The following is a 16,959-nucleotide window of genomic DNA, read 5'->3' on the forward strand; positions in this document are numbered from 1 at the left end:
TCTACCGGAGGTTTGGTTCATGACCGCGCCCGTGTTCGTCGTCGAGACCGCGGTGCTGGACGCCGCCGGACCCGGCTCGGTGGTCCGGCTGGACGGCCCGGAGGGGCGGCACGCGGCGGCGGTCAAGCGGCTGGAGCCCGGCGAGGCCGTCACCCTGGCGGACGGCCTGGGCCTCGGCGTGGACGGCACGGTCACGGCCGTGCACGGCAAGGACGCGCTGGACGTGACGGTGGACGCCGTGCGGCGGGAGCCGGAGCCCAGCCCGCGGATCGTGGTGGTCCAGGCGCTGCCCAAAGGCGACCGGGGCGAGCTCGCGGTGGAGACCATGACCGAGGTCGGCGTCGACGTGGTGATCCCGTGGGCGGCGAACCGCTGCATCACCCAGTGGAAGGGCGAGCGTGGCGCCAAGGCCCTCGCCAAGTGGCGGGCCACCGCCCGGGAGGCCGGCAAGCAGTCCCGCCGGCTGCGCTTCCCCGAGGTGCGCGACCTGGTGACCACGCGTCAGCTCGTCCCGCTGCTCGGGCGGGCCGAGCTCGCCGCGGTGCTGCACGAGGACGGCGCCGAGCCGCTGGCCACCGCCGCGCTGCCGGGCGGCGGGGACATCCTGCTGGTGGTCGGTCCGGAGGGCGGGGTCGCCCCCGAGGAGCTGGCCGCCTTCGCCGAGGCCGGCGCCCGGCCGCACCGGCTGGGCAGCTCCGTGCTGCGGACCTCGACCGCCGGGGTCGCCGCCGGGGCCCTGCTGCTCGGCCGCACCGGCCGCTGGGCCTGACAACGCCCCCTGGGCCTGACAACGGCCGGCTGGGCCTGACACCGGCCGCCGGCCCGGCGCCGGCCGGGGAACCGGGACCGGACGCCGGGGGTTCGCCCTCGAAGAAACCCTTGGCCGCCCCCCTGGGCCGTGCCTAGGGTGGCTGTCGTGACCGAACCAGAGAGCACCCCCGCGAGCGCCTACCTGCGCCACCCGCACCTCCACGGTGACCTCGTCACCTTCGTCGCCGAGGACGACATCTGGCTTGCCCCGGTCGAGGGCGGCCGGGCCTGGCGGCTGACCGCCGATCAGGTGCCGGTGCGGCGCCCCCGGTTCTCGCCGGACGGCCGGCTGGTGGCCTGGACCTCGACCCGGGACGGCGCCCCGGAGATCCACGTGGCCCCGGTGGACGGCGGCCCGGCCCGGCGGCTCACCCACTGGGGCAACCCGTACACCATGCTGCGCGGCTGGACGGCGGACGGCCGCCCGATCGCCACCACCACCGCCGGGCAGGCCACCATCCGGCGGTCCTGGGCCTTCGCCGTGCCGCTCGACGGCGGCGAACCCACCCGGCTCCCGTACGGCCCGATCGGCGGGCTGGCCTTCGAGCCGGACGGGGACCGCACGCTGCTGCTCTCCGCGATCAGCCGCGAGCCGGCCTGGTGGAAGCGCTACCGGGGCGGCACCGCGGGCAAACTCTGGATCGGCTCCCAGGAGTTCGAGCGGCTGCACCGGGAGCTGGACGGCAACATCGAGTCCCCGCTCTGGGTGGGCTCCGGGCCGGCGTCCCGGGTCGCGTTCATCTCCGACCACGAGGGCACCGGGCAGCTGTACTCCAGCCTGCCGGACGGCTCCGATCTGCGCCGCCACAGCGACAACGCGTTCTACGCCCGCAACGCGACCACCGACGGCACCCGGGTGATCTGGCACAGCGGCGGCGACCTCTGGCTGCTGGACGACCTGGACGGCGCCGAACCGCGCCGGCTGGACGTCCGCCCGGCCGGACCGCGGACCGACCGCCAGCCCCACCCCACCCCGGCCGCCGGGCAGTTGGAGACGGTGGCCCCGGACCGCACCGGGCGGGCCAGCGCCGTGGTCGTGCGCGGCAGCGTGCACTGGCTCACCCACCGGGAGGGCCCGGCCCGGCTGCTGGAGCAGACCCCGGGCGCCCGCGCCCGGCTCGCCCGGGTCGTCCCGGGCGCGGACGGCGAGCAGGGCGCGGTCTGGGTGACCGACGCCGAGGGCGACGACGCGATCGAGTTCGCGCCCGCCGTGCTGGGCACCGAGCGCCGCCGGTTCGCCGCCGGACGGCTCGGCCGGGTGCTCGACCTGGCGGTGTCGCCCGACGGGAAGCTCCTGGCCGCCGCCTCGCACGACGGCCGGCTGCTGCTGGTCTCGCTCGCCGACGGCGAGGTGCACGAGCTGGTCCGCAGCGGCGACGGCGAGGTCAGCGGCCTGGTGTTCAGCCCGGACTCGGGCTGGCTGGCCTGGTCGCAGCCGGTGCTCGGCCCGTGGAGCCTGCGCCAGATCATGCTGGCCGACCTGTCGGACCGCACGGTCGCCGAGGCCACCCCGCAGCGGTTCGCCGACTACTCGCCGGCCTTCACCGCGGACGGCAAGCACCTGGCCTTCCTGTCGGTCCGCAACTTCGACCCGGTCTACGACTCGCACGTCTTCGACCTGTCCTTCCCGACCGGCACCCGGCCCTACCTGCTGACGCTGGCGGCCGACACCCCGTCACCGTTCGGTCCGCAGCGGGCCGGCCGGCCGGTCGGCGGGGAGGCCGAGGACGCCCGCGGCGCCAAGGCCGGTGCCGAGGGCAAGGACGGCGAGAAGAACGAGGACGCGGCCCCGGTCACCCGGGTCGACCTGGAGGGCATCGCCGACCGGATCATCCCGTTCCCGGTGGAGGGCGGCCAGTTCGGCAGCCTGCACGCCACCAAGGACGGGGTGCTGTGGACGAGGGTGCCGCTGCTCGGCGAGCTGGGCGACAACGCCGCCTCGCTGGAGGACGTCCACCCCCGCCCGGCCCTGGAGCGCTTCGACTTCGCCAAGCGCCGTGCCGAGGAGCTCGTCGCCGGTGTCGACGGGTACGCCGTGAGCGGCGACGGCACCCGGCTCGCGGTGCTGGACGAGGGCCGGCTGCGGGTGCTCCCGGCCGACAGCAAGGCCGGCGAGGACGACGACCTGGACGTCGACCTCGCCCGGGTGCGCGTCACCGTCGACCCGGCCGCCGAGTGGCGCCAGATGTTCGACGAGAACGGCCGCCTGATGCGGGACAACTTCTGGCGCGCCGACATGAACGGCGTCGACTGGACCGGCGTGCTGGCCCGCTACCGGCCGCTGGTCGAGCGGGTCGGCACCCACGACGACCTGGAGGACCTGCTCTGGGAGACGGTCGGCGAGCTCGGCACCTCGCACGCCTACGTGCGCGGCCCGGGCCCGGGTGCCGAGGAGGCCCGCCTGCAGGGCCTGCTCGGCGCGGACCTGGTCCGGGACGGGGACGTCTGGCGGGTCGCCCGGATCCTGCCCGGCGAGTCCTCCGACCCGCGGGCCCGCTCCCCGCTGACGGCGCCCGGCGCGGCCGTCCGCCCCGGGGACGCGGTGGTGGCCGTGAACGGCCGCCCGGTCGACCCGGTGACCGGCCCGGCGCCGCTGCTGGCCGGCACCGCGGGCCAGCCGGTCGAGCTGACCGTCACCGGCAAGGACGGCACCGGTGAGCGCCACCCCGTGGTGGTGCCGCTGGCCGACGAGGAGGCGCTGCGCTACCACGACTGGGTGGCCGGCCGCCGCGCCGCGACCAGGGAGCTGTCCGGCGGCCGGCTCGGCTACCTGCACGTCCCGGACATGGCCAGCCCCGGCTGGGCGCAGCTGCACCGCGACCTGAAGGTGGAGATGTCCAAGGAGGGCGTCGTGGTGGACCTGCGGGAGAACCGCGGCGGCCACACCTCGCAGCTGATCATCGAGAAGCTCAACCGGCGGATCATCGGCTGGGCGCCGGCCCGCGACCTGGCGAACCCGGGCTCGTACCCGGACGACGCCCCGCGCGGCCCGGTGGTCGCGGTCGCGGACGAGTTCTCCGGTTCCGACGGTGACATCGTCAACGCCGCCATCCAGGCGCTCGGCATCGGCCCGGTGGTCGGCGCCCGCACCTGGGGCGGGGTGATCGGCATCGACAGCAAGTACACCCTGGTCGACGGGACCGGGGTGACCCAGCCCAAGTACGCCTTCTGGCTGGAGGGTTACGGCTGGGGCGTGGAGAACCACGGGGTGGACCCGGACGTCGAGGTCCCGATCGCGCCGCACCAGTGGGCGGCGGGCGAGGACCCGCAGCTGGCCGAGGCCGTCCGGATCGCGCTGGCCTCGCTGGCCGAGACCCCGGCCCGCAGGCCGCCGGCGCTGCCGGAGCTGTGATCCGTGCCCCGGGGGCGGACGGCACCTCGCCGTCCGCCCCCGGGGCCGGTCGGGGCCGGCTCAGACCTCGTCGACGTAGCGTCGCTCCTCGACCACCGCGTCGCCGCGCAGCCGGCCGGCCCGGCGGCGCCGGAACACGTTGACGTAGGTGACCAGCCCGAGCAGTCCGGCGAGCATCAGGATCACGCCCACCGTGTGCAGGTTCACCCCCGAGACGTGCCAGTCGACGGCGAAGGCGAGGATCGCCCCGAGCGCGAACACGATGACGCAACCGCCGATTCCCATGGTGTCGACCTCCAGCCCGTGGTGCGGCCCGTTCGGACCGGCGCTCGCCTACCCCGGGCGGGGCCCCGCATGCGGCGGGCTGCCCTGCGGACTCAGCCCGCGGACTCCGGCGTACCCGGGACGTGGACCTCGGCCCAGACCGTCTTGCCGGTGTCGTGGACGGCCACGCCCCACTCGTCCGCGAGCCGTTGGATGATGTGCAGGCCGTGGCCGCCGGGCAGGCCGGGGCGGTGGGGGAGGCTGGGTACCGGGGGTGTCCGGGCGGCGTCCGCGACCTCGATCCGCAGCCGGTCCTGCGTCAGGTGCAGGCTGAGCTGGAGTGCGCCGCCGGCGTGCAGGCGGGCGTTGGCGACCAGTTCGGAGACGACCAGGAGCAGGTCCTCCACCGCCTCCTCGCCGGGCCAGGCCCAGTCGGTGAGGGCCGTGCGGGCGAACTCCCGCCCGAGCACGACCTGCCGGGGCAGCCCGGCGAGCCGGACGGTCCGCCGCTGCCCGGCGGCGGGCAGGTCCGGTCGGGGCCGCTCGACGGCCTCAGCACCTCTCTGACCGCTGGTCATCTGTTCACCCCGGCATGGTCGTTCATGATTGGTCGGTGGGGGGCGCGGGTCGCGCCCCGGGTCCGTCGGCGCTCACGCGTCGGCGAGGGCGTCCGGGAGCGAGGCGTGCAGGGAGAACACGGCCCCGGCCCCGGTCAGTTCCAGCAGCCGGCCGAACTGGCCGTCGGGCGCGGCGGCGAGCCGCAGTTCGACCTCCGCCTCCTGGGCGGCGAGCCTGGTGCGCAGCAGCAGGTTGAGGCCGGAGGAGTCGCAGAAGCTGACCTCCGCCAGGTCCACCACCACGCGGGCCGGCCCGGTCGCGAGCGCCTGTCCCAGCGCTTCGTCGGCCGGGGCCAGCGTGTCCAGGTCGAGCTCGCCGGCCAGGGCGACCAGCACGGTGGTGCCGCGCCGCTCCTGGCGTGCGGTCAACCGGCCGGCCGGGACGGTCGCCCCGTGGCGCTCCGCCTCGATTCCTTCGTCAGACATCCGTTCCTCCGTGCAGCCCTGGATCACTGCCGACGATAGGCGGGGAGAGGGGGGAAACGGAAGTGCGCTGCTGCCCGGAGGCCGACGCGCCACCGGTGCGGATCAGTGCCCCCGGCGGGACCAGGCGGGGCTGACCAGGCCGATCAGCAGCGCGGCGGCGCCGACCTGGAGCAGATGGCGGACCCAGTCGACGCCACCGGTGTCCCGCACGCCGAGCGCGGCGGCCAGGCTGTTGCCGATCAGGCCGCCGACGATGCCCAGCAGCACCGTCAGCCAGAGCGGGATCGCCTGGCGGCCGGGCAGGACCAGTTTGGCGAGCAGGCCGATCACGAGGCCGGCGAGGATGGCCCACAGGATGCTCACGGGGGACTCCTTTCATCCTTGGTTTCGTCCGTTGCGTCGCGTCCGTCGCGTCCGTCGCGTCCCCGGCTGTCCGGGGGCATCCGTCGCATGCCCGCGTTCCGCCGCCGCATGCACGCCGCACGCACGTCGTGTGTACGGCGTCCGCCGGCGGGTGAATGTGCCGGTCGGACGGCTGATATGTTCGATTGCGCCGGAAGTCGTGAAGGTCGCGTGTGGACTGGGTCCTTCGCGCATGACCGGGGTACACGCCGTGGGTCAGAGCGCGGACGAACCACGCAAGAGGCCGGAAGAGGGAGAGCCATGGCCGTCCTGAATCCCACGATGTCGATCACCACCGCGATGTCGCCGAGTGCGATCCCGGCGGGCCCCGCCCCGCTGCCCAGGATCGACGACCCGTCGGCGGTGTCGCCCGCCGATGCCCGCGCGCTCTCCAAGACGCTGTTCCAGCGGCTCGGAGAACTGGAGGAGGGCACCCCGGAGTTCTCCTACGTCCGGGGCACCCTGGTCGAGCTGAACATGGCGCTGGTCAAGTTCGTCGCGGGCCGGTACCGCACCCGCAGCGAGCCGATGGAGGACATCCTCCAGGTCGGCACGGTGGGCCTGATCAAGGCCATCGACCGGTTCGACCCGGATCAGGGCGTGGAGTTCACCACCTTCGCCATCCCCACCATCGCGGGCGAGATCAAGCGGTTCTTCCGGGACACCGGCTGGATGGTGCACGTGCCCCGCCGCCTCCAGGAGCTGCGGATCGCCCTCGCCAAGGCCACCGACGAGCTCCAGCAGCTGCACGACCGGGCCCCGACCACCGCCGAGCTCGCCGAGCACCTCTCGCTGAGCGAGGCGGAGATCCGCGAGGGCATCGTCGCCAGCCGGGCGCAGACCGCCGGCTCGCTGGACATCGGGGCGGGCTCCGACACCGACGACGGCCCGAGCCTCGGCGACCGGATCGCCTTCGAGGAGCGGGACTACGAGTTGGTGCTGAGCCGCGAAGCGCTCAAGCCCGCCATCGCCGCGCTGTCGGAGCGCGACCGCGAGGTGCTCTCGCTGCGCTTCGGCTCGGAGCTGACCCAGGCGGAGATCGGCGAGCTGCTCGGCTTCTCGCAGATGCACATCTCCCGTGTGCTCAAGCGGGTGCTCGGCGAACTGCGCACCGCGCTGCTGGCCGAGGGCTGAGTCGTACGGCTGGGTCCTGAGTCGGTACGGCCGGGGCCCGCCGACCGGTACGGCTGGGGGCGCCCACACCCGCGGGTGTGGGCGCCCCCAGCCGTACCGGTCGGCGGGCCGGCGCTCGCTCAGGCGGCCACGGTGACCGTCACCGTGCCGAAACCGGCCGAGCGCAGCAGGCCCTCCAGCATGGTGCGGGTGCTCTGTTCGGCGCGCTGGGTGAGCTCGGTGTCCTTGGCGGCCTGCTCGATCTTCTGGGTGGCGAGCACCTCGACCTTCTGCTGGTTGCCCGGGTTGCCGCTGAAGAACTCCCCGATCCGGTCGAAGAAGCCGCGCTGCTGGAGGTAGACGTAGGAGCGGCGGACGTCGAGCGCGGCCGGGGCGAGCTGGGCGTGCGGGACGACCACGGTGACGGTGGAACGGTCGGCCGAGACGGTCACCGCGCCCTGGTCGAGGGTGCTGAGGTCGGTGTAGGCGTCCACGGTGCCGGCCGCCACGTACAGGGTGCGGTTGCCGAGCAGGGCCGACGGCAGGAAGGCGGCCTCGTGGTCGAGGTCGACGATGACCTGGAAGTTGCCCTGGGCGCCGGTGAAGCGCTTCATCTCCTGGATCGACTTCAGCAGCACCGGCTGGCTGCGGTCCACGGTGCGGCGCTCGAACGGGTTCGGCAGTGTGGGGAACAGCCCCAGGTGCGCCCCGGCGAGGAAGACCGCGAGGATGGCGGCGAGGGTGACGGGCAGAGCGACGTACCAGGGGGTGCGGCGGCGGGGTGGGCGCGGCGCGGCCCCGGCCCCGGCCTCCTTCCCGGTCTCTGTCGTCGCCCCGGACCCGGCGGGCCGGTCGCGTCTCAGGAGTGCCATCGGTGTCCCTTCTCTCTTCATCTGCCGGATCCCGTGGTGGGTCCGGTCGGAGCGGTACGGGTCAGGCGTGGCGGGCGTGCAGGGCCCGCCCGAGGCGCCGCCCGAGCAGCAGGCAACTGAGCAGGGCGCCGGTGGTGTTGAGGATGACGTCGTCCACGTCGAAGGCCCGGCCGACCACCAGCGCGGCCTGGGCGACCTCCACGGTCACCATCACCAGGGCGGTCAGCGCGGTGACCGCGAGCGCACCGCGCAGCCGCTGGAACAGCACCGGCAGCAGCAGCCCGAACGGGACGCCCAGCAGCAGGTTCCCGCCGACCTGCTGGGCGGCCGCGCGGACCGCGGGCTGGTCCAGGTAGGCCCGCAGCGAGGCGCCCGGGCGCAGGTTGGCGTGCACCAGATCGCGGGAGGCCGGCGACGGGACCAGCGTCACCCGGGCCAGCGCGACCGCGAAGGTCACCGTCGCGGCCAGGGCGACCAGCAGCACCGCCGACCGGACCAGGCCGGGCAGCAGGCCGCGGCGGCGCAGGAACGGCTCCCGCGCCCCGGTCGGGGCGTCCGGTCCGGCCGTCGCCCGCGGCCCGTCCGCCGGGGCCGTCGTCGTTCTCGCCATGGTGTCCGCTCCCCTCGCCGCGGTCGTCCGCCGCCGGCACCTGGCGGGTACCCCGCGGCGGCGGCGCCAAGCGGACCGGTGGCGCCGAGGTGGTGGTCAACTGTTCTTCCTCCTAGGTGAGTTGATCCATCGTGGACGATCCGGTCCGGCGCTGCGTGGCGCGGCCGCGGGCGGGCAGACGAGCCGCGACACGTCCAGCGGAAGGAGAGACCATGTCCCGGATCGAGGAGTCGGTCGAGGTGGCGGTGCCGGTGGAGGCCGCCTACGAGCAGTGGTGCGGGATCTCGGCGTTCCCGCGCTTCATGGCGGGGGTGGAGGGGGTGGCGCCGGGCCCGGACGGGACGGTGCACTGGGTGGCCCGGGTGGACGGGATCCAGCGCGAGTTCGACGCCGAGGTCACCGAGCGGATCGCCGGCGAGCGGATCGCCTGGCGCGCGGTGGACGGCGCGGAGCACTCCGGCGTGGTCACCTTCCACGCGCTGGCCGCCGATCGGACCAGGATCATGCTGCAGCTCGACCACACCCCGCACGGCGTCGTCGACGTGATCGGCGACCGGCTCGGCTTCGTCGCCCACCAGGTGCACCGCTCCCTTCAGGACTTCAAGCGGTACGTCGAGGAGCCCGGGGCACGGGCCTGAGACCCCGCCCCGAGCCCGGGGCACGGGCCTGAGACCCCGCCCCACCACCGGCCGTACCATCACCACCGGCCGCCTCGCCGCCACCGCACCGCCACCGCACCACCGCCACCGCACCACCGTCACCGCACCGCCGGCGCCCCGCCGCCGCGCCCCACCGCCGAGGAGAGACCCATGTCGGTCACCGCCCCCCGCCTGCGGGCCGTGTTCCGGCGCACCGGACGCGAGCTGCTCGGCGACGAGCTGTTCGACCGGGCGGCCGCGCTCACCTACTACGGGGTGCTGGCCCTCTTCCCCGGTCTGCTGCTGCTGACCGGCCTGCTCGGGGCCGCCGGACCGTCCCCCGCCGGGCAGGTGACGGACGGTCTGCGCCGACTCGCCCCCGGGCCGGCCGGCGAGGTCCTGCGGGAGGGGGTCGGGCAGGTGCAGCAGAACGCCGGTGCGGGCGGCCTGTTCGCGGTGCTGGGCGCGGCCGGCGCGCTCTGGTCCGCCTCCGGCTACGTCGGGGCGTTCATCCGCTCGGCGAACGCGGTGTACGGCGTCGAGGAGGACCGCCCGCTGTGGCGGCTGGCTCCCGTACGGCTGGCGCTGACGGGGGTGCTGGTGGTCCTGCTGGCGGCCGGCGTGACGATCGTGGTCCTCACCGGCCCGCTCGCCGAGCAGGCCGGCCGGGCCCTGGGGATAGGGGACTTCGGCCTCACCCTGTGGTCGGTCGCCAAGTGGCCGGTCCTGCTGCTGCTGGTCACCCTGCTGGTCACGGTGCTGTACTGGGCCGCCCCGAGCGTCCGGTCCCGCGGCTTCCGCTGGATCTCCCCGGGCAGCGCGCTCGCCGTCGCGCTCTGGCTGGCCGCCTCGGGCGGCTTCGCGCTGTACGCCGCGTTCGTGGACACCTACAACCGGATGTACGGCGCACTGGCCGGGGTGATGGTGTTCCTGGTCTGGCTCTGGCTGACGAACCTGGCCGTCCTGCTGGGCCTGGAGTTCGACGCCGAGCTCGCCCGGACCAGGGTCGCCGACCCCACCGACCCCGTCCGGTCCACCGACCCCGTCCGGTCCAGCGACCCCGCCCGCTCCACCGACCCGGCCCGCTCGGCCCGCTCGGCCGGCTACCGCGTGCCGCGGGCGGCCCGGTCGCGGCCGGCGGACTCCTCGGAGACCGGGTGAGGAAGCGCGGCCCGGGCCCCCGGCTCCGCGGCGGGCTCCGCGTACGGCTCCGGGGCCGGCCGTACCGGCTCGGCGGGCCCGCCGACCGTGACCCTGGGCAGCGCGGCCGGGTGCCGGTCGCGCAGGTAGGCGACCAGGTGCTCGCGCACCGCGCAGCGCAGCTCGAAGGCCTGCTCGGCGTCGGCCGCGGTCATCAGGGCCCGGACCACGATCGTGCTGGGGGTGGTGTCGACCACCTGGAGGGCCCGGCCGGTGCCGTCCCAGCGCTCGTCGTCGGCGAGCAGCCGCTCGAACTCGGCGCGCAGTTCGTCGACGGGCGTGCGGTGGTCGAGGTGCAGCAGCACGGTGCCGGTGATGCCCGGATCCCGGCGGGACCAGTTCTCGAAGGGCTTCCCGGCGAAGTAGGAGACCGGCATCACGATCCGCCGCTGGTCCCAGGTGGCGATCACCACGGCGGTGAGGGTGATCTCCTCGACCGTGCCCCACTCGCCGGCCACCACCACGACGTCGCCGATCCGCACCATGTCGCCGAAGGCCAGCTGGATCCCGGCGAACAGGTTGGCCAGCGAGGACTGCGCCGCGACGCCCGCCACCAGCCCCAGCAGGCCCGCCGAGGCCAGCAGGCTGGCCCCGACCGCGCGGACCGCCGGGAAGGTCATCAGCGCCGCGGCGAGCGTCAGCACCGCGATCGCGACGTCGCTGATCCGGCCGACCAGCTCCGCCTGGGTCCTGGCCCGGCGGACCCGGCCGGGATCGCGCCGCCCGGCCGCGTACCTGGTCAGGGCGGACTCGATGAACAGCGAGACCGTCCGGGCGGCCAGCCAGCCGGCGCTGACCAGCAGGGCCAGCAGCAGTCCGTGCCGCAGCAGCGGCCGGACCCCGCCGCCCAGGCCCATGGCCGGCTCGGCGCCGAGCAGCAGCGCCGTCAGCGTGGCCACCAGGGCGGGGATCCGGCAGTGCCGCAGCATCTGCCACCGCCGGGCCCCCGGCCGCCCGGCGGACAGCCGGCCGACGGCCAGCGTGAGCAGGCGGTCGACCACGAGGACGGCGCCGGCGACGGCGGCCACCACCAGCAGCGGGCGCAGGACGGTCCAGATCGGCATGCGGGTTTCCTCCCGGAGGGTCGGTGCCGGGGACGCGCCGGGGACCCCGGGAGGGGGAGAGGACCGGGGGCCCCGGGCGCGGGCGCCGCCGGGACGGGGCGGCGCCGACCGGTCGCCTGCCCGCTGAGTGGTCTTCAAACACAGCGGTCCGGGCGGACGCCGGTGGGCCGTCCCCCGGCTCGGCTAGGCTGCCGCCGACAGTCACGCCAGGTCCGTCACGTCACTCCCGTGACGGCCGATCAGCACGAGGAGACCGAGATGGCCGGCGAGCCGCAGTCCGACTGCCTGTTCTGCAAGATCGTGGCGGGCGAGATCCCGGCCACCGTGGTCCGCAAGACCGAGGACACGATCGCCTTCCGCGACATCCATCCGCAGGCCCCCACGCACGTGCTGGTCATCCCGCGGGTGCACTACCCGAACGCCGCCGCGCTCGCCGCCGCCGACCCGGCCGTCGCCGCCGAACTGCTCACCGAGGCGGGTGAGGTCGCCGCGGGCGAGGGCATCGCCGACTACCGCCTGATCTTCAACACCGGTGCCGGCGCCGGCCAGACGGTCTTCCACGCCCACGTGCACGTGCTCGGCGGCGAGCCGCTCCGCGAGGGCCTGGTCTGATCCGGTGTCACAGCGCGAACTCGTCGTCCTCGGCACCGCCAGCCAGGTGCCCACCCGGCACCGCAACCACAACGGCTACCTGCTCCGCTGGGACGGCGAGGGCCTGCTGTTCGATCCGGGCGAGGGCACCCAGCGGCAGATGCTGCACGCCGGGGTCTCGGCCACCGGCATCACCCGGATCGCCGTCACCCACTTCCACGGTGACCACTCGCTGGGGCTGGCCGGGGTGATCCAGCGGATCAACCTGGACCGGGTGCCGCACCCGGTCGACGCCTACTACCCGGCCAGCGGCCAGGCCTTCTTCGACCGGCTGCGGTACGCCACCGCCTTCCACGAGACCGCACAGCTGCGCCCGCGCCCGGTCGCGGAGCCCGGCCCGCTGCCGGCCCCCGGCGCGCCGTTCGAGTTCTCCGCCGTACGGCTCTCCCACCCGGTCGACTCCTTCGGCTACCGGCTCACCGAGCCGGACGGCCGCCGGATCCTGCCCGAGCGGCTCGCCGCGCTCGGCCTGCGCGGTCCGCAGGTGGGCCGGCTCCAGCAGCAGGGCGCGGTCGAGCTGGCGGACGGCCGGACGGTCACCCTGGACGAGGTCAGCGAGGTCCGGGCGGGCCAGCGGTTTGCGTTCGTGATGGACACCCGGCTCTGTCCGGGCGTCGAGGAGCTCGCGGAGGGCGCCGACCTGCTGGTGATCGAGGCGACCTTCCTGGACACGGACGCGCGGCTGGCCGAGGACCACGGCCACCTCACCGCCGCCCAGGCCGCCAGGGTGGCCGCCGAGGCGGGGGTGCGGACCCTGGTGCTGACCCACTTCTCGCAGCGCTACCCGGACCTGGACGGCCATCTCGCGGAGGCCCGCAGGCACTTCGACGGCGAGCTGGTGGTCGCCGAGGACCTCGTCCGGGTGCCCGTCCCGCCGCGGGCATGACCGGAAAACCATTCGCATCGGCCGCCCCGCGGGTCCAGCATCGAATGCGCCGCCCGGGGTGCCGCACCGCCGCAGCGAACATCGGCGCGGCGTACCCTGGTGACCCGGAGAGCCCGCGCGGCAACACGACTCGACAGATGGGATGAGCAGGCCTCAGCGCCGACCCATGAGTGACACACCGCAGACCCGAACCAACGGTCATCAGCGCCCCGACGCGGCCACCACCCGGATCGTCATTCCGGAGAAGCACCCGATGGTCACCCTGCTGGGGGCGGCCGACTCGCTCCTGCGGGTGATCGAGAGCGGCTTCCCCGACGCCGACATCCACGTCCGCGGCAACGAGGTCACCGCCACCGGCGACCGCGCCGAGATCAAGCTCGTCGAGCAGCTCTTCAGCGAGATGATGCTGGTGCTGCGCACCGGCCAACCCCTGACGGAGGACGCCGTGGAGCGTTCCATCGCCATGCTCCGGAAGGCCGCCGAGGACCCGGCCCACCCGGCCCCGTCCGAGGTCTTCACGGCGAACATCCTGTCCAACCGGGGCCGCACGATCCGCCCCAAGACGCTGAACCAGCAGCGCTACGTCGAGGCGATCGACAAGCACACCATCGTCTTCGGACTCGGCCCCGCGGGCACCGGCAAGACCTACCTGGCGATGGCCAAGGCGGTCCAGGCCCTCCAGGCCAAGGAGGTCAACCGGATCATCCTGACCCGGCCGGCCGTCGAGGCGGGGGAGCGGCTGGGATTCCTGCCCGGCACCCTCTACGAGAAGATCGACCCGTACCTGCGCCCGCTCTACGACGCGCTGCACGACATGATGGACCCGGACTCCATCCCGCGGCTGATGGCGGCCGGCACCATCGAGGTCGCCCCGCTCGCGTACATGCGCGGCCGCACCCTCAACGACGCCTTCATCATCCTGGACGAGGCCCAGAACACCTCGCCCGAGCAGATGAAGATGTTCCTCACCCGCCTGGGATTCAACTCCCGGGTGGTGGTCACCGGCGACACCAGCCAGATCGACCTCCCCGGCGGCACCCGCAGCGGTCTCAAGGTCGTCCAGGAGATCCTGGCCGACGTCCAGGACATCCACTTCTCGGTGCTGACCAGCACCGACGTCGTCCGGCACAAGCTGGTCGGCCGGATCGTGGACGCCTACGAGCGCTGGGACGCCCTCCAGGAGGCCGACGAGGCCGGCACCGCCCGCACCAAACCAGTCCAGCGTCGGGGCGCGCGTGCGCCCCGGCAGTCCCATCGCGCCGAAAGCTGAGTACCGAACCCTCCATGTCGATCGACATCGCCAACGAGTCCGGGTGGGACGCAGACGAGGAAGCCATCCTCGACGTCGCCCGCTACGCCCTCGACAAGATGCGGATCCACCCGCAGTCCGAGCTCTCCGTCATCCTGGTCGACAGCGAGGCCATGACGGAACTGCACGTCAAGTGGATGGACCTGCCAGGCCCCACGGACGTGATGTCCTTCCCGATGGACGAGCTGCGTCCCGGCAAGGAGGGCGAGGAGCTGCCGCAGGGCCTGCTCGGCGACATCGTGCTCTGCCCCGAGGTGGCCGAGCAGCAGGGACTGGCCGCCCCGACCAAGCACGGCATGGACGACGAGCTGCAGCTGCTCACCGTCCACGGCGTGCTGCACGTCCTCGGCTACGACCACGAGGAGCCCGAGGAGGAGCGGGAGATGTTCGCGCTCCAGAAGCGGATCCTGGACGGCTGGCGGGCCGGCCGCGGACTGTCGGGGATCTCCCCGGCGCCGACCGTCCACTGAGGGCCGGCCGTCTGTGAGCGGTGAGAGTACGAGCTTCCTGATCGGAGCTCTGCTGCTGGTGGTGCTCGGCTGGCTGGCGGCCTGCGCCGAGGCCGGGATCTCGCGGATCTCACGGTTCCGCGCCGAGGAGGCCCACCGGGCCGGCCGGCGCGGCGCGGACCGGCTGCTGGTGCTGACCTCCGACACCATCCGCTACCTGAACCTGGCCACGCTGATCCGGGTGGCGGCCGAGATGGCGGCCGCCGTCCTGGTCACGGTGGTCTGCGTGCGGTCCCTCGACAGCACCTGGCAGGCCGTGCTGCTGGCGTTCGGCGTGATGGTGCTGGTGTCCTTCGTCGCGGTCGGCGTCTCGCCCCGCACGATCGGCCGCCAGCACCCGCTGACCACGGCCACGGCGGCGTCCTTCGTGCTGCTGCCGCTGGCCCGGATCCTCGGCCCGATCCCCAAGCTGCTGATCCTGCTGGGCAACGCGCTGACACCGGGCAAGGGGTACCGGGAGGGCCCGTTCGCCTCCGAGGCCGAACTGCGCGCCCTGGTGGACCTGGCCGAGCAGGACGACCTGATCGAGGACGAGGAGCGCCGGATGGTGCACTCGGTCTTCGAGCTGGGCGACACCATCGTCCGCGAGGTCATGGTGCCGCGCACCGACCTGGTGATGATCGAGCGGCACAAGACCGTCCGGCAGACCCTGACGCTGGCGCTGCGGTCCGGCTTCTCCCGGATCCCGGTGGTCGGCGACAACGAGGACGACGTGGTCGGCATCGTCTACCTCAAGGACCTGGTCCGGCGCACCCACATCAACCGGGAGTCCGAGTCGGAGCCGGTCGGCTCGGTGATGCGTCCGGCGGTCTTCGTCCCGGACTCCAAGCCCGCGGCCGACCTGCTGCGCGAGATGCAGCAGATGCGCTCGCACGTGGCGATCGTGATCGACGAGTACGGCGGCACCGCCGGCCTGGTCACCATCGAGGACATCCTGGAGGAGATCGTCGGCGAGATCACCGACGAGTACGACCGGGAGATCGCCCCGGTCGAGGACCTCGGTGACGGCTCCTACCGGATCACCGCCCGGCTGCTGGTCGAGGACCTGGGCGAGCTGTTCGGCATCGAGCTGGCGGACGAGGACGTGGAGACCGTCGGCGGCCTGCTGGGCAAGCACCTGGGCCGGGTGCCGATCCCCGGCTCGTCCTGCGAGATCCCCGTCCCGGACGAGAGCGTGACCGACCTGGTCGCCATCCGGCTGACCGCCGAGAGCTCGGCCGGCCGGCGCAACCGGATCGGGACGGTGGTCGCCACACCGCTGCGCAAGACCGACGAGGACGAGGAAGCGGACGCCGAGTAACCGGGCGAACCGGACGCGACGGCCCGCGGGGTGCGCCCCCGCGGGCCGTTTCGTCCTCGTACGAAGGCACGGTCCGTTTGACCAGTCCTTCGAAGCGTCCCGACGATGAAGGCATGGCACATCAGTTGCGAGCGCAGTACGGCCCCCAGGGTCCGTCCGGGGCCGTGGCCAAGTGGCACGTCGTGCGGACCGGCGAACCGGACATGGCGATGTGCGGCGCCCCGATCGACGAGGGCGCCGAGAGCAAGCCGGAGTCGGCCTGGGGGAGCGGGCTGCGGATCTGTCAGCAGTGCGGGTCGCTGTACCTGCACGAGGTTCCGTTCCACGGCGCCGAACACGGTTAGACCCCAGGCCAGGAGGTCTCCATGAAACTGCAGGACGAACTGCCCGTCGACCACAGGCTCGCCCAGGTCTACCGGATCGGCGCGGGCCTGGGGGGCGTGTTCCTGATCGTCTTCGGCATCCTCGGGCTGCTGGACCACCCGAGCTTCCTCGACACCCAGGGCAAGGAGGTCATCGGCCTGTCCAGCAACGGCACGCTGAGCGTGATCTCCCTGATCGCCGGCGCGGTCCTGATCGCCGGGGCCGTCATCGGCGGGAACATCGCCTCCAACATCAACATGATCATGGGAGTGATCTTCATCCTGGCCGGTTTCGTCGGCCTGATGGTGCTCGACAGCAGCGCCAACCGGCTGGCGTTCCGGATCCCCAACGTGCTGTTCAGCTTCATCTTCGGCTTCGTGGTGCTGACCTTCGGCATGTACGGCAGGGTCAGCAGCCACCTGCCGCAGGACAACCCCTACTGGAAGAAGCGCCACGCCACGGACGACCTGCCCTCCGGGCCGCCGGCCCTGGTCAAGGTCCTCAAGCCGGGCGCACCGCACCCCACCGGCCACTGACCGGCCGGCCGCCCCCGGGCCGCCGACGCGACCGCCC

At 73.9% G+C, this 16,959-nt stretch carries 19 protein-coding genes; 12 read left to right on the top strand and 7 right to left on the bottom strand.

Features of this window, described 5'->3' with window-relative positions:
* Positions 1-19 precede the first annotated feature (19 nt).
* Positions 20-769 carry a 16S rRNA (uracil(1498)-N(3))-methyltransferase gene (locus ACIOFR_RS00605; protein ID WP_400991431.1) on the top strand — a complete coding sequence of 250 codons (750 nt, stop codon included), beginning with the start codon at positions 20-22 and terminating at the stop codon, positions 767-769.
* A 147-nt stretch (positions 770-916) separates the two neighbouring features.
* Positions 917-4,162, top strand: coding sequence for a PDZ domain-containing protein (locus ACIOFR_RS00610; protein ID WP_400991432.1), 3,246 nt, complete (start codon positions 917-919; stop codon positions 4,160-4,162).
* A 60-nt stretch (positions 4,163-4,222) separates the two neighbouring features.
* On the opposite strand, the gene ACIOFR_RS00615 is transcribed toward ACIOFR_RS00610, so the two are convergent.
* The 4 genes from ACIOFR_RS00615 to ACIOFR_RS00630 all read right to left on the bottom strand — a co-directional run bounded on the left by ACIOFR_RS00615 (position 4,223) and on the right by ACIOFR_RS00630 (position 5,832).
* Positions 4,223-4,447: a DUF6458 family protein gene (locus ACIOFR_RS00615; RefSeq protein ID WP_371496972.1), complete on the bottom strand. Its 225-nt coding sequence runs from the start codon at positions 4,445-4,447 to the stop codon at positions 4,223-4,225.
* A gap of 92 nt (positions 4,448-4,539) precedes the next feature.
* Positions 4,540-5,004 carry an ATP-binding protein gene (locus ACIOFR_RS00620; RefSeq protein WP_400991433.1) on the bottom strand — a complete coding sequence of 155 codons (465 nt, stop codon included), beginning with the start codon at positions 5,002-5,004 and terminating at the stop codon, positions 4,540-4,542.
* A 72-nt stretch (positions 5,005-5,076) separates the two neighbouring features.
* Positions 5,077-5,469 carry an STAS domain-containing protein gene (locus tag ACIOFR_RS00625; RefSeq protein ID WP_400991434.1) on the bottom strand — a complete coding sequence of 131 codons (393 nt, stop codon included), beginning with the start codon at positions 5,467-5,469 and terminating at the stop codon, positions 5,077-5,079.
* Positions 5,470-5,571: 102 nt separating this feature from the next.
* Positions 5,572-5,832 (bottom strand): GlsB/YeaQ/YmgE family stress response membrane protein, encoded by a 261-nt coding sequence (locus ACIOFR_RS00630; protein ID WP_400991435.1) that lies wholly within the window; start codon positions 5,830-5,832, stop codon positions 5,572-5,574.
* Positions 5,833-6,132: 300 nt separating this feature from the next.
* Here ACIOFR_RS00630 and ACIOFR_RS00635 point away from each other — a divergent pair, with 300 nt between their 5' ends.
* Positions 6,133-7,005, top strand: a complete 873-nt coding sequence (locus ACIOFR_RS00635) for a SigB/SigF/SigG family RNA polymerase sigma factor (protein WP_400991436.1) — start codon at positions 6,133-6,135, stop codon at positions 7,003-7,005.
* Positions 7,006-7,124: 119 nt separating this feature from the next.
* Here the strand turns inward: ACIOFR_RS00635 and ACIOFR_RS00640 are convergent, their stop codons facing one another.
* Positions 7,125-7,856, bottom strand: a complete 732-nt coding sequence (locus tag ACIOFR_RS00640; RefSeq protein WP_400991437.1) for a DUF4230 domain-containing protein — start codon at positions 7,854-7,856, stop codon at positions 7,125-7,127.
* A gap of 61 nt (positions 7,857-7,917) precedes the next feature.
* Complete coding sequence (locus tag ACIOFR_RS00645) at positions 7,918-8,466, bottom strand: VanZ family protein (protein WP_400991438.1); 549 nt, start codon at positions 8,464-8,466, stop codon at positions 7,918-7,920.
* 212 nt (positions 8,467-8,678) lie between these two features.
* On the opposite strand from ACIOFR_RS00645, the gene ACIOFR_RS00650 reads away from it, so the two are divergent.
* On the top strand, positions 8,679-9,104 hold the full coding sequence (locus ACIOFR_RS00650) for an SRPBCC family protein (RefSeq protein WP_400991439.1): 426 nt from the start codon (positions 8,679-8,681) through the stop codon (positions 9,102-9,104).
* A 171-nt stretch (positions 9,105-9,275) separates the two neighbouring features.
* Positions 9,276-10,265: a YihY/virulence factor BrkB family protein gene (locus ACIOFR_RS00655; protein WP_400991440.1), complete on the top strand. Its 990-nt coding sequence runs from the start codon at positions 9,276-9,278 to the stop codon at positions 10,263-10,265.
* On the opposite strand, the gene ACIOFR_RS00660 is transcribed toward ACIOFR_RS00655, so the two are convergent.
* Positions 10,208-11,368 (bottom strand): mechanosensitive ion channel family protein, encoded by a 1,161-nt coding sequence (locus ACIOFR_RS00660; RefSeq protein ID WP_400991441.1) that lies wholly within the window; start codon positions 11,366-11,368, stop codon positions 10,208-10,210. The genes ACIOFR_RS00655 and ACIOFR_RS00660 overlap by 58 nt on opposite strands.
* A gap of 258 nt (positions 11,369-11,626) precedes the next feature.
* Here ACIOFR_RS00660 and ACIOFR_RS00665 point away from each other — a divergent pair, with 258 nt between their 5' ends.
* The 7 genes from ACIOFR_RS00665 to ACIOFR_RS00695 all read left to right on the top strand — a co-directional run bounded on the left by ACIOFR_RS00665 (position 11,627) and on the right by ACIOFR_RS00695 (position 16,922).
* Positions 11,627-11,980, top strand: coding sequence for a histidine triad nucleotide-binding protein (locus ACIOFR_RS00665; protein ID WP_400992102.1), 354 nt, complete (start codon positions 11,627-11,629; stop codon positions 11,978-11,980).
* A 4-nt stretch (positions 11,981-11,984) separates the two neighbouring features.
* Positions 11,985-12,905, top strand: coding sequence for a ribonuclease Z (locus tag ACIOFR_RS00670; RefSeq protein WP_400991442.1), 921 nt, complete (start codon positions 11,985-11,987; stop codon positions 12,903-12,905).
* 253 nt (positions 12,906-13,158) lie between these two features.
* Positions 13,159-14,175 carry a PhoH family protein gene (locus ACIOFR_RS00675; RefSeq protein WP_400992103.1) on the top strand — a complete coding sequence of 339 codons (1,017 nt, stop codon included), beginning with the start codon at positions 13,159-13,161 and terminating at the stop codon, positions 14,173-14,175.
* A gap of 14 nt (positions 14,176-14,189) precedes the next feature.
* A complete protein-coding gene (gene ybeY, locus ACIOFR_RS00680; RefSeq protein WP_371496963.1) occupies positions 14,190-14,684 on the top strand; it encodes an rRNA maturation RNase YbeY in 495 nt (164 codons plus the stop codon).
* A gap of 13 nt (positions 14,685-14,697) precedes the next feature.
* Positions 14,698-16,023 carry a hemolysin family protein gene (locus ACIOFR_RS00685; RefSeq protein WP_400991443.1) on the top strand — a complete coding sequence of 442 codons (1,326 nt, stop codon included), beginning with the start codon at positions 14,698-14,700 and terminating at the stop codon, positions 16,021-16,023.
* Between the two features lie 113 nt (positions 16,024-16,136).
* Positions 16,137-16,367 carry a hypothetical protein gene (locus ACIOFR_RS00690; protein ID WP_400991444.1) on the top strand — a complete coding sequence of 77 codons (231 nt, stop codon included), beginning with the start codon at positions 16,137-16,139 and terminating at the stop codon, positions 16,365-16,367.
* Positions 16,368-16,388: 21 nt separating this feature from the next.
* A complete protein-coding gene (locus ACIOFR_RS00695; RefSeq protein WP_400991445.1) occupies positions 16,389-16,922 on the top strand; it encodes a DUF4383 domain-containing protein in 534 nt (177 codons plus the stop codon).
* The last annotated feature ends 37 nt before the right edge of the window (positions 16,923-16,959 follow it).

The organism is Kitasatospora sp. NPDC088346 (assembly GCF_044740765.1).
Taxonomy (GTDB): domain Bacteria; phylum Actinomycetota; class Actinomycetes; order Streptomycetales; family Streptomycetaceae; genus Kitasatospora.

Excerpts from the sequence above, each read along its gene's own strand:
- ACIOFR_RS00605 (WP_400991431.1), top strand. The coding sequence starts at position 20 with ATGACCGCGCCCGTGTTCGTCGTCGAGACCGCGGTGCTGGACGCCGCC.
- ACIOFR_RS00615 (WP_371496972.1), bottom strand. The coding sequence starts at position 4,447 with ATGGGAATCGGCGGTTGCGTCATCGTGTTCGCGCTCGGGGCGATCCTC.
- ACIOFR_RS00620 (WP_400991433.1), bottom strand. The coding sequence starts at position 5,004 with ATGACCAGCGGTCAGAGAGGTGCTGAGGCCGTCGAGCGGCCCCGACCG.
- ACIOFR_RS00625 (WP_400991434.1), bottom strand. The coding sequence starts at position 5,469 with ATGTCTGACGAAGGAATCGAGGCGGAGCGCCACGGGGCGACCGTCCCG.
- ACIOFR_RS00635 (WP_400991436.1), top strand. The coding sequence starts at position 6,133 with ATGGCCGTCCTGAATCCCACGATGTCGATCACCACCGCGATGTCGCCG.
- ACIOFR_RS00640 (WP_400991437.1), bottom strand. The coding sequence starts at position 7,856 with ATGGCACTCCTGAGACGCGACCGGCCCGCCGGGTCCGGGGCGACGACA.
- ACIOFR_RS00645 (WP_400991438.1), bottom strand. The coding sequence starts at position 8,466 with ATGGCGAGAACGACGACGGCCCCGGCGGACGGGCCGCGGGCGACGGCC.
- ACIOFR_RS00650 (WP_400991439.1), top strand. The coding sequence starts at position 8,679 with ATGTCCCGGATCGAGGAGTCGGTCGAGGTGGCGGTGCCGGTGGAGGCC.
- ACIOFR_RS00655 (WP_400991440.1), top strand. The coding sequence starts at position 9,276 with ATGTCGGTCACCGCCCCCCGCCTGCGGGCCGTGTTCCGGCGCACCGGA.
- ACIOFR_RS00660 (WP_400991441.1), bottom strand. The coding sequence starts at position 11,368 with ATGCCGATCTGGACCGTCCTGCGCCCGCTGCTGGTGGTGGCCGCCGTC.
- ACIOFR_RS00665 (WP_400992102.1), top strand. The coding sequence starts at position 11,627 with ATGGCCGGCGAGCCGCAGTCCGACTGCCTGTTCTGCAAGATCGTGGCG.
- ACIOFR_RS00675 (WP_400992103.1), top strand. The coding sequence starts at position 13,159 with ATGGTCACCCTGCTGGGGGCGGCCGACTCGCTCCTGCGGGTGATCGAG.
- ybeY (WP_371496963.1), top strand. The coding sequence starts at position 14,190 with ATGTCGATCGACATCGCCAACGAGTCCGGGTGGGACGCAGACGAGGAA.
- ACIOFR_RS00690 (WP_400991444.1), top strand. The coding sequence starts at position 16,137 with ATGGCACATCAGTTGCGAGCGCAGTACGGCCCCCAGGGTCCGTCCGGG.
- ACIOFR_RS00695 (WP_400991445.1), top strand. The coding sequence starts at position 16,389 with ATGAAACTGCAGGACGAACTGCCCGTCGACCACAGGCTCGCCCAGGTC.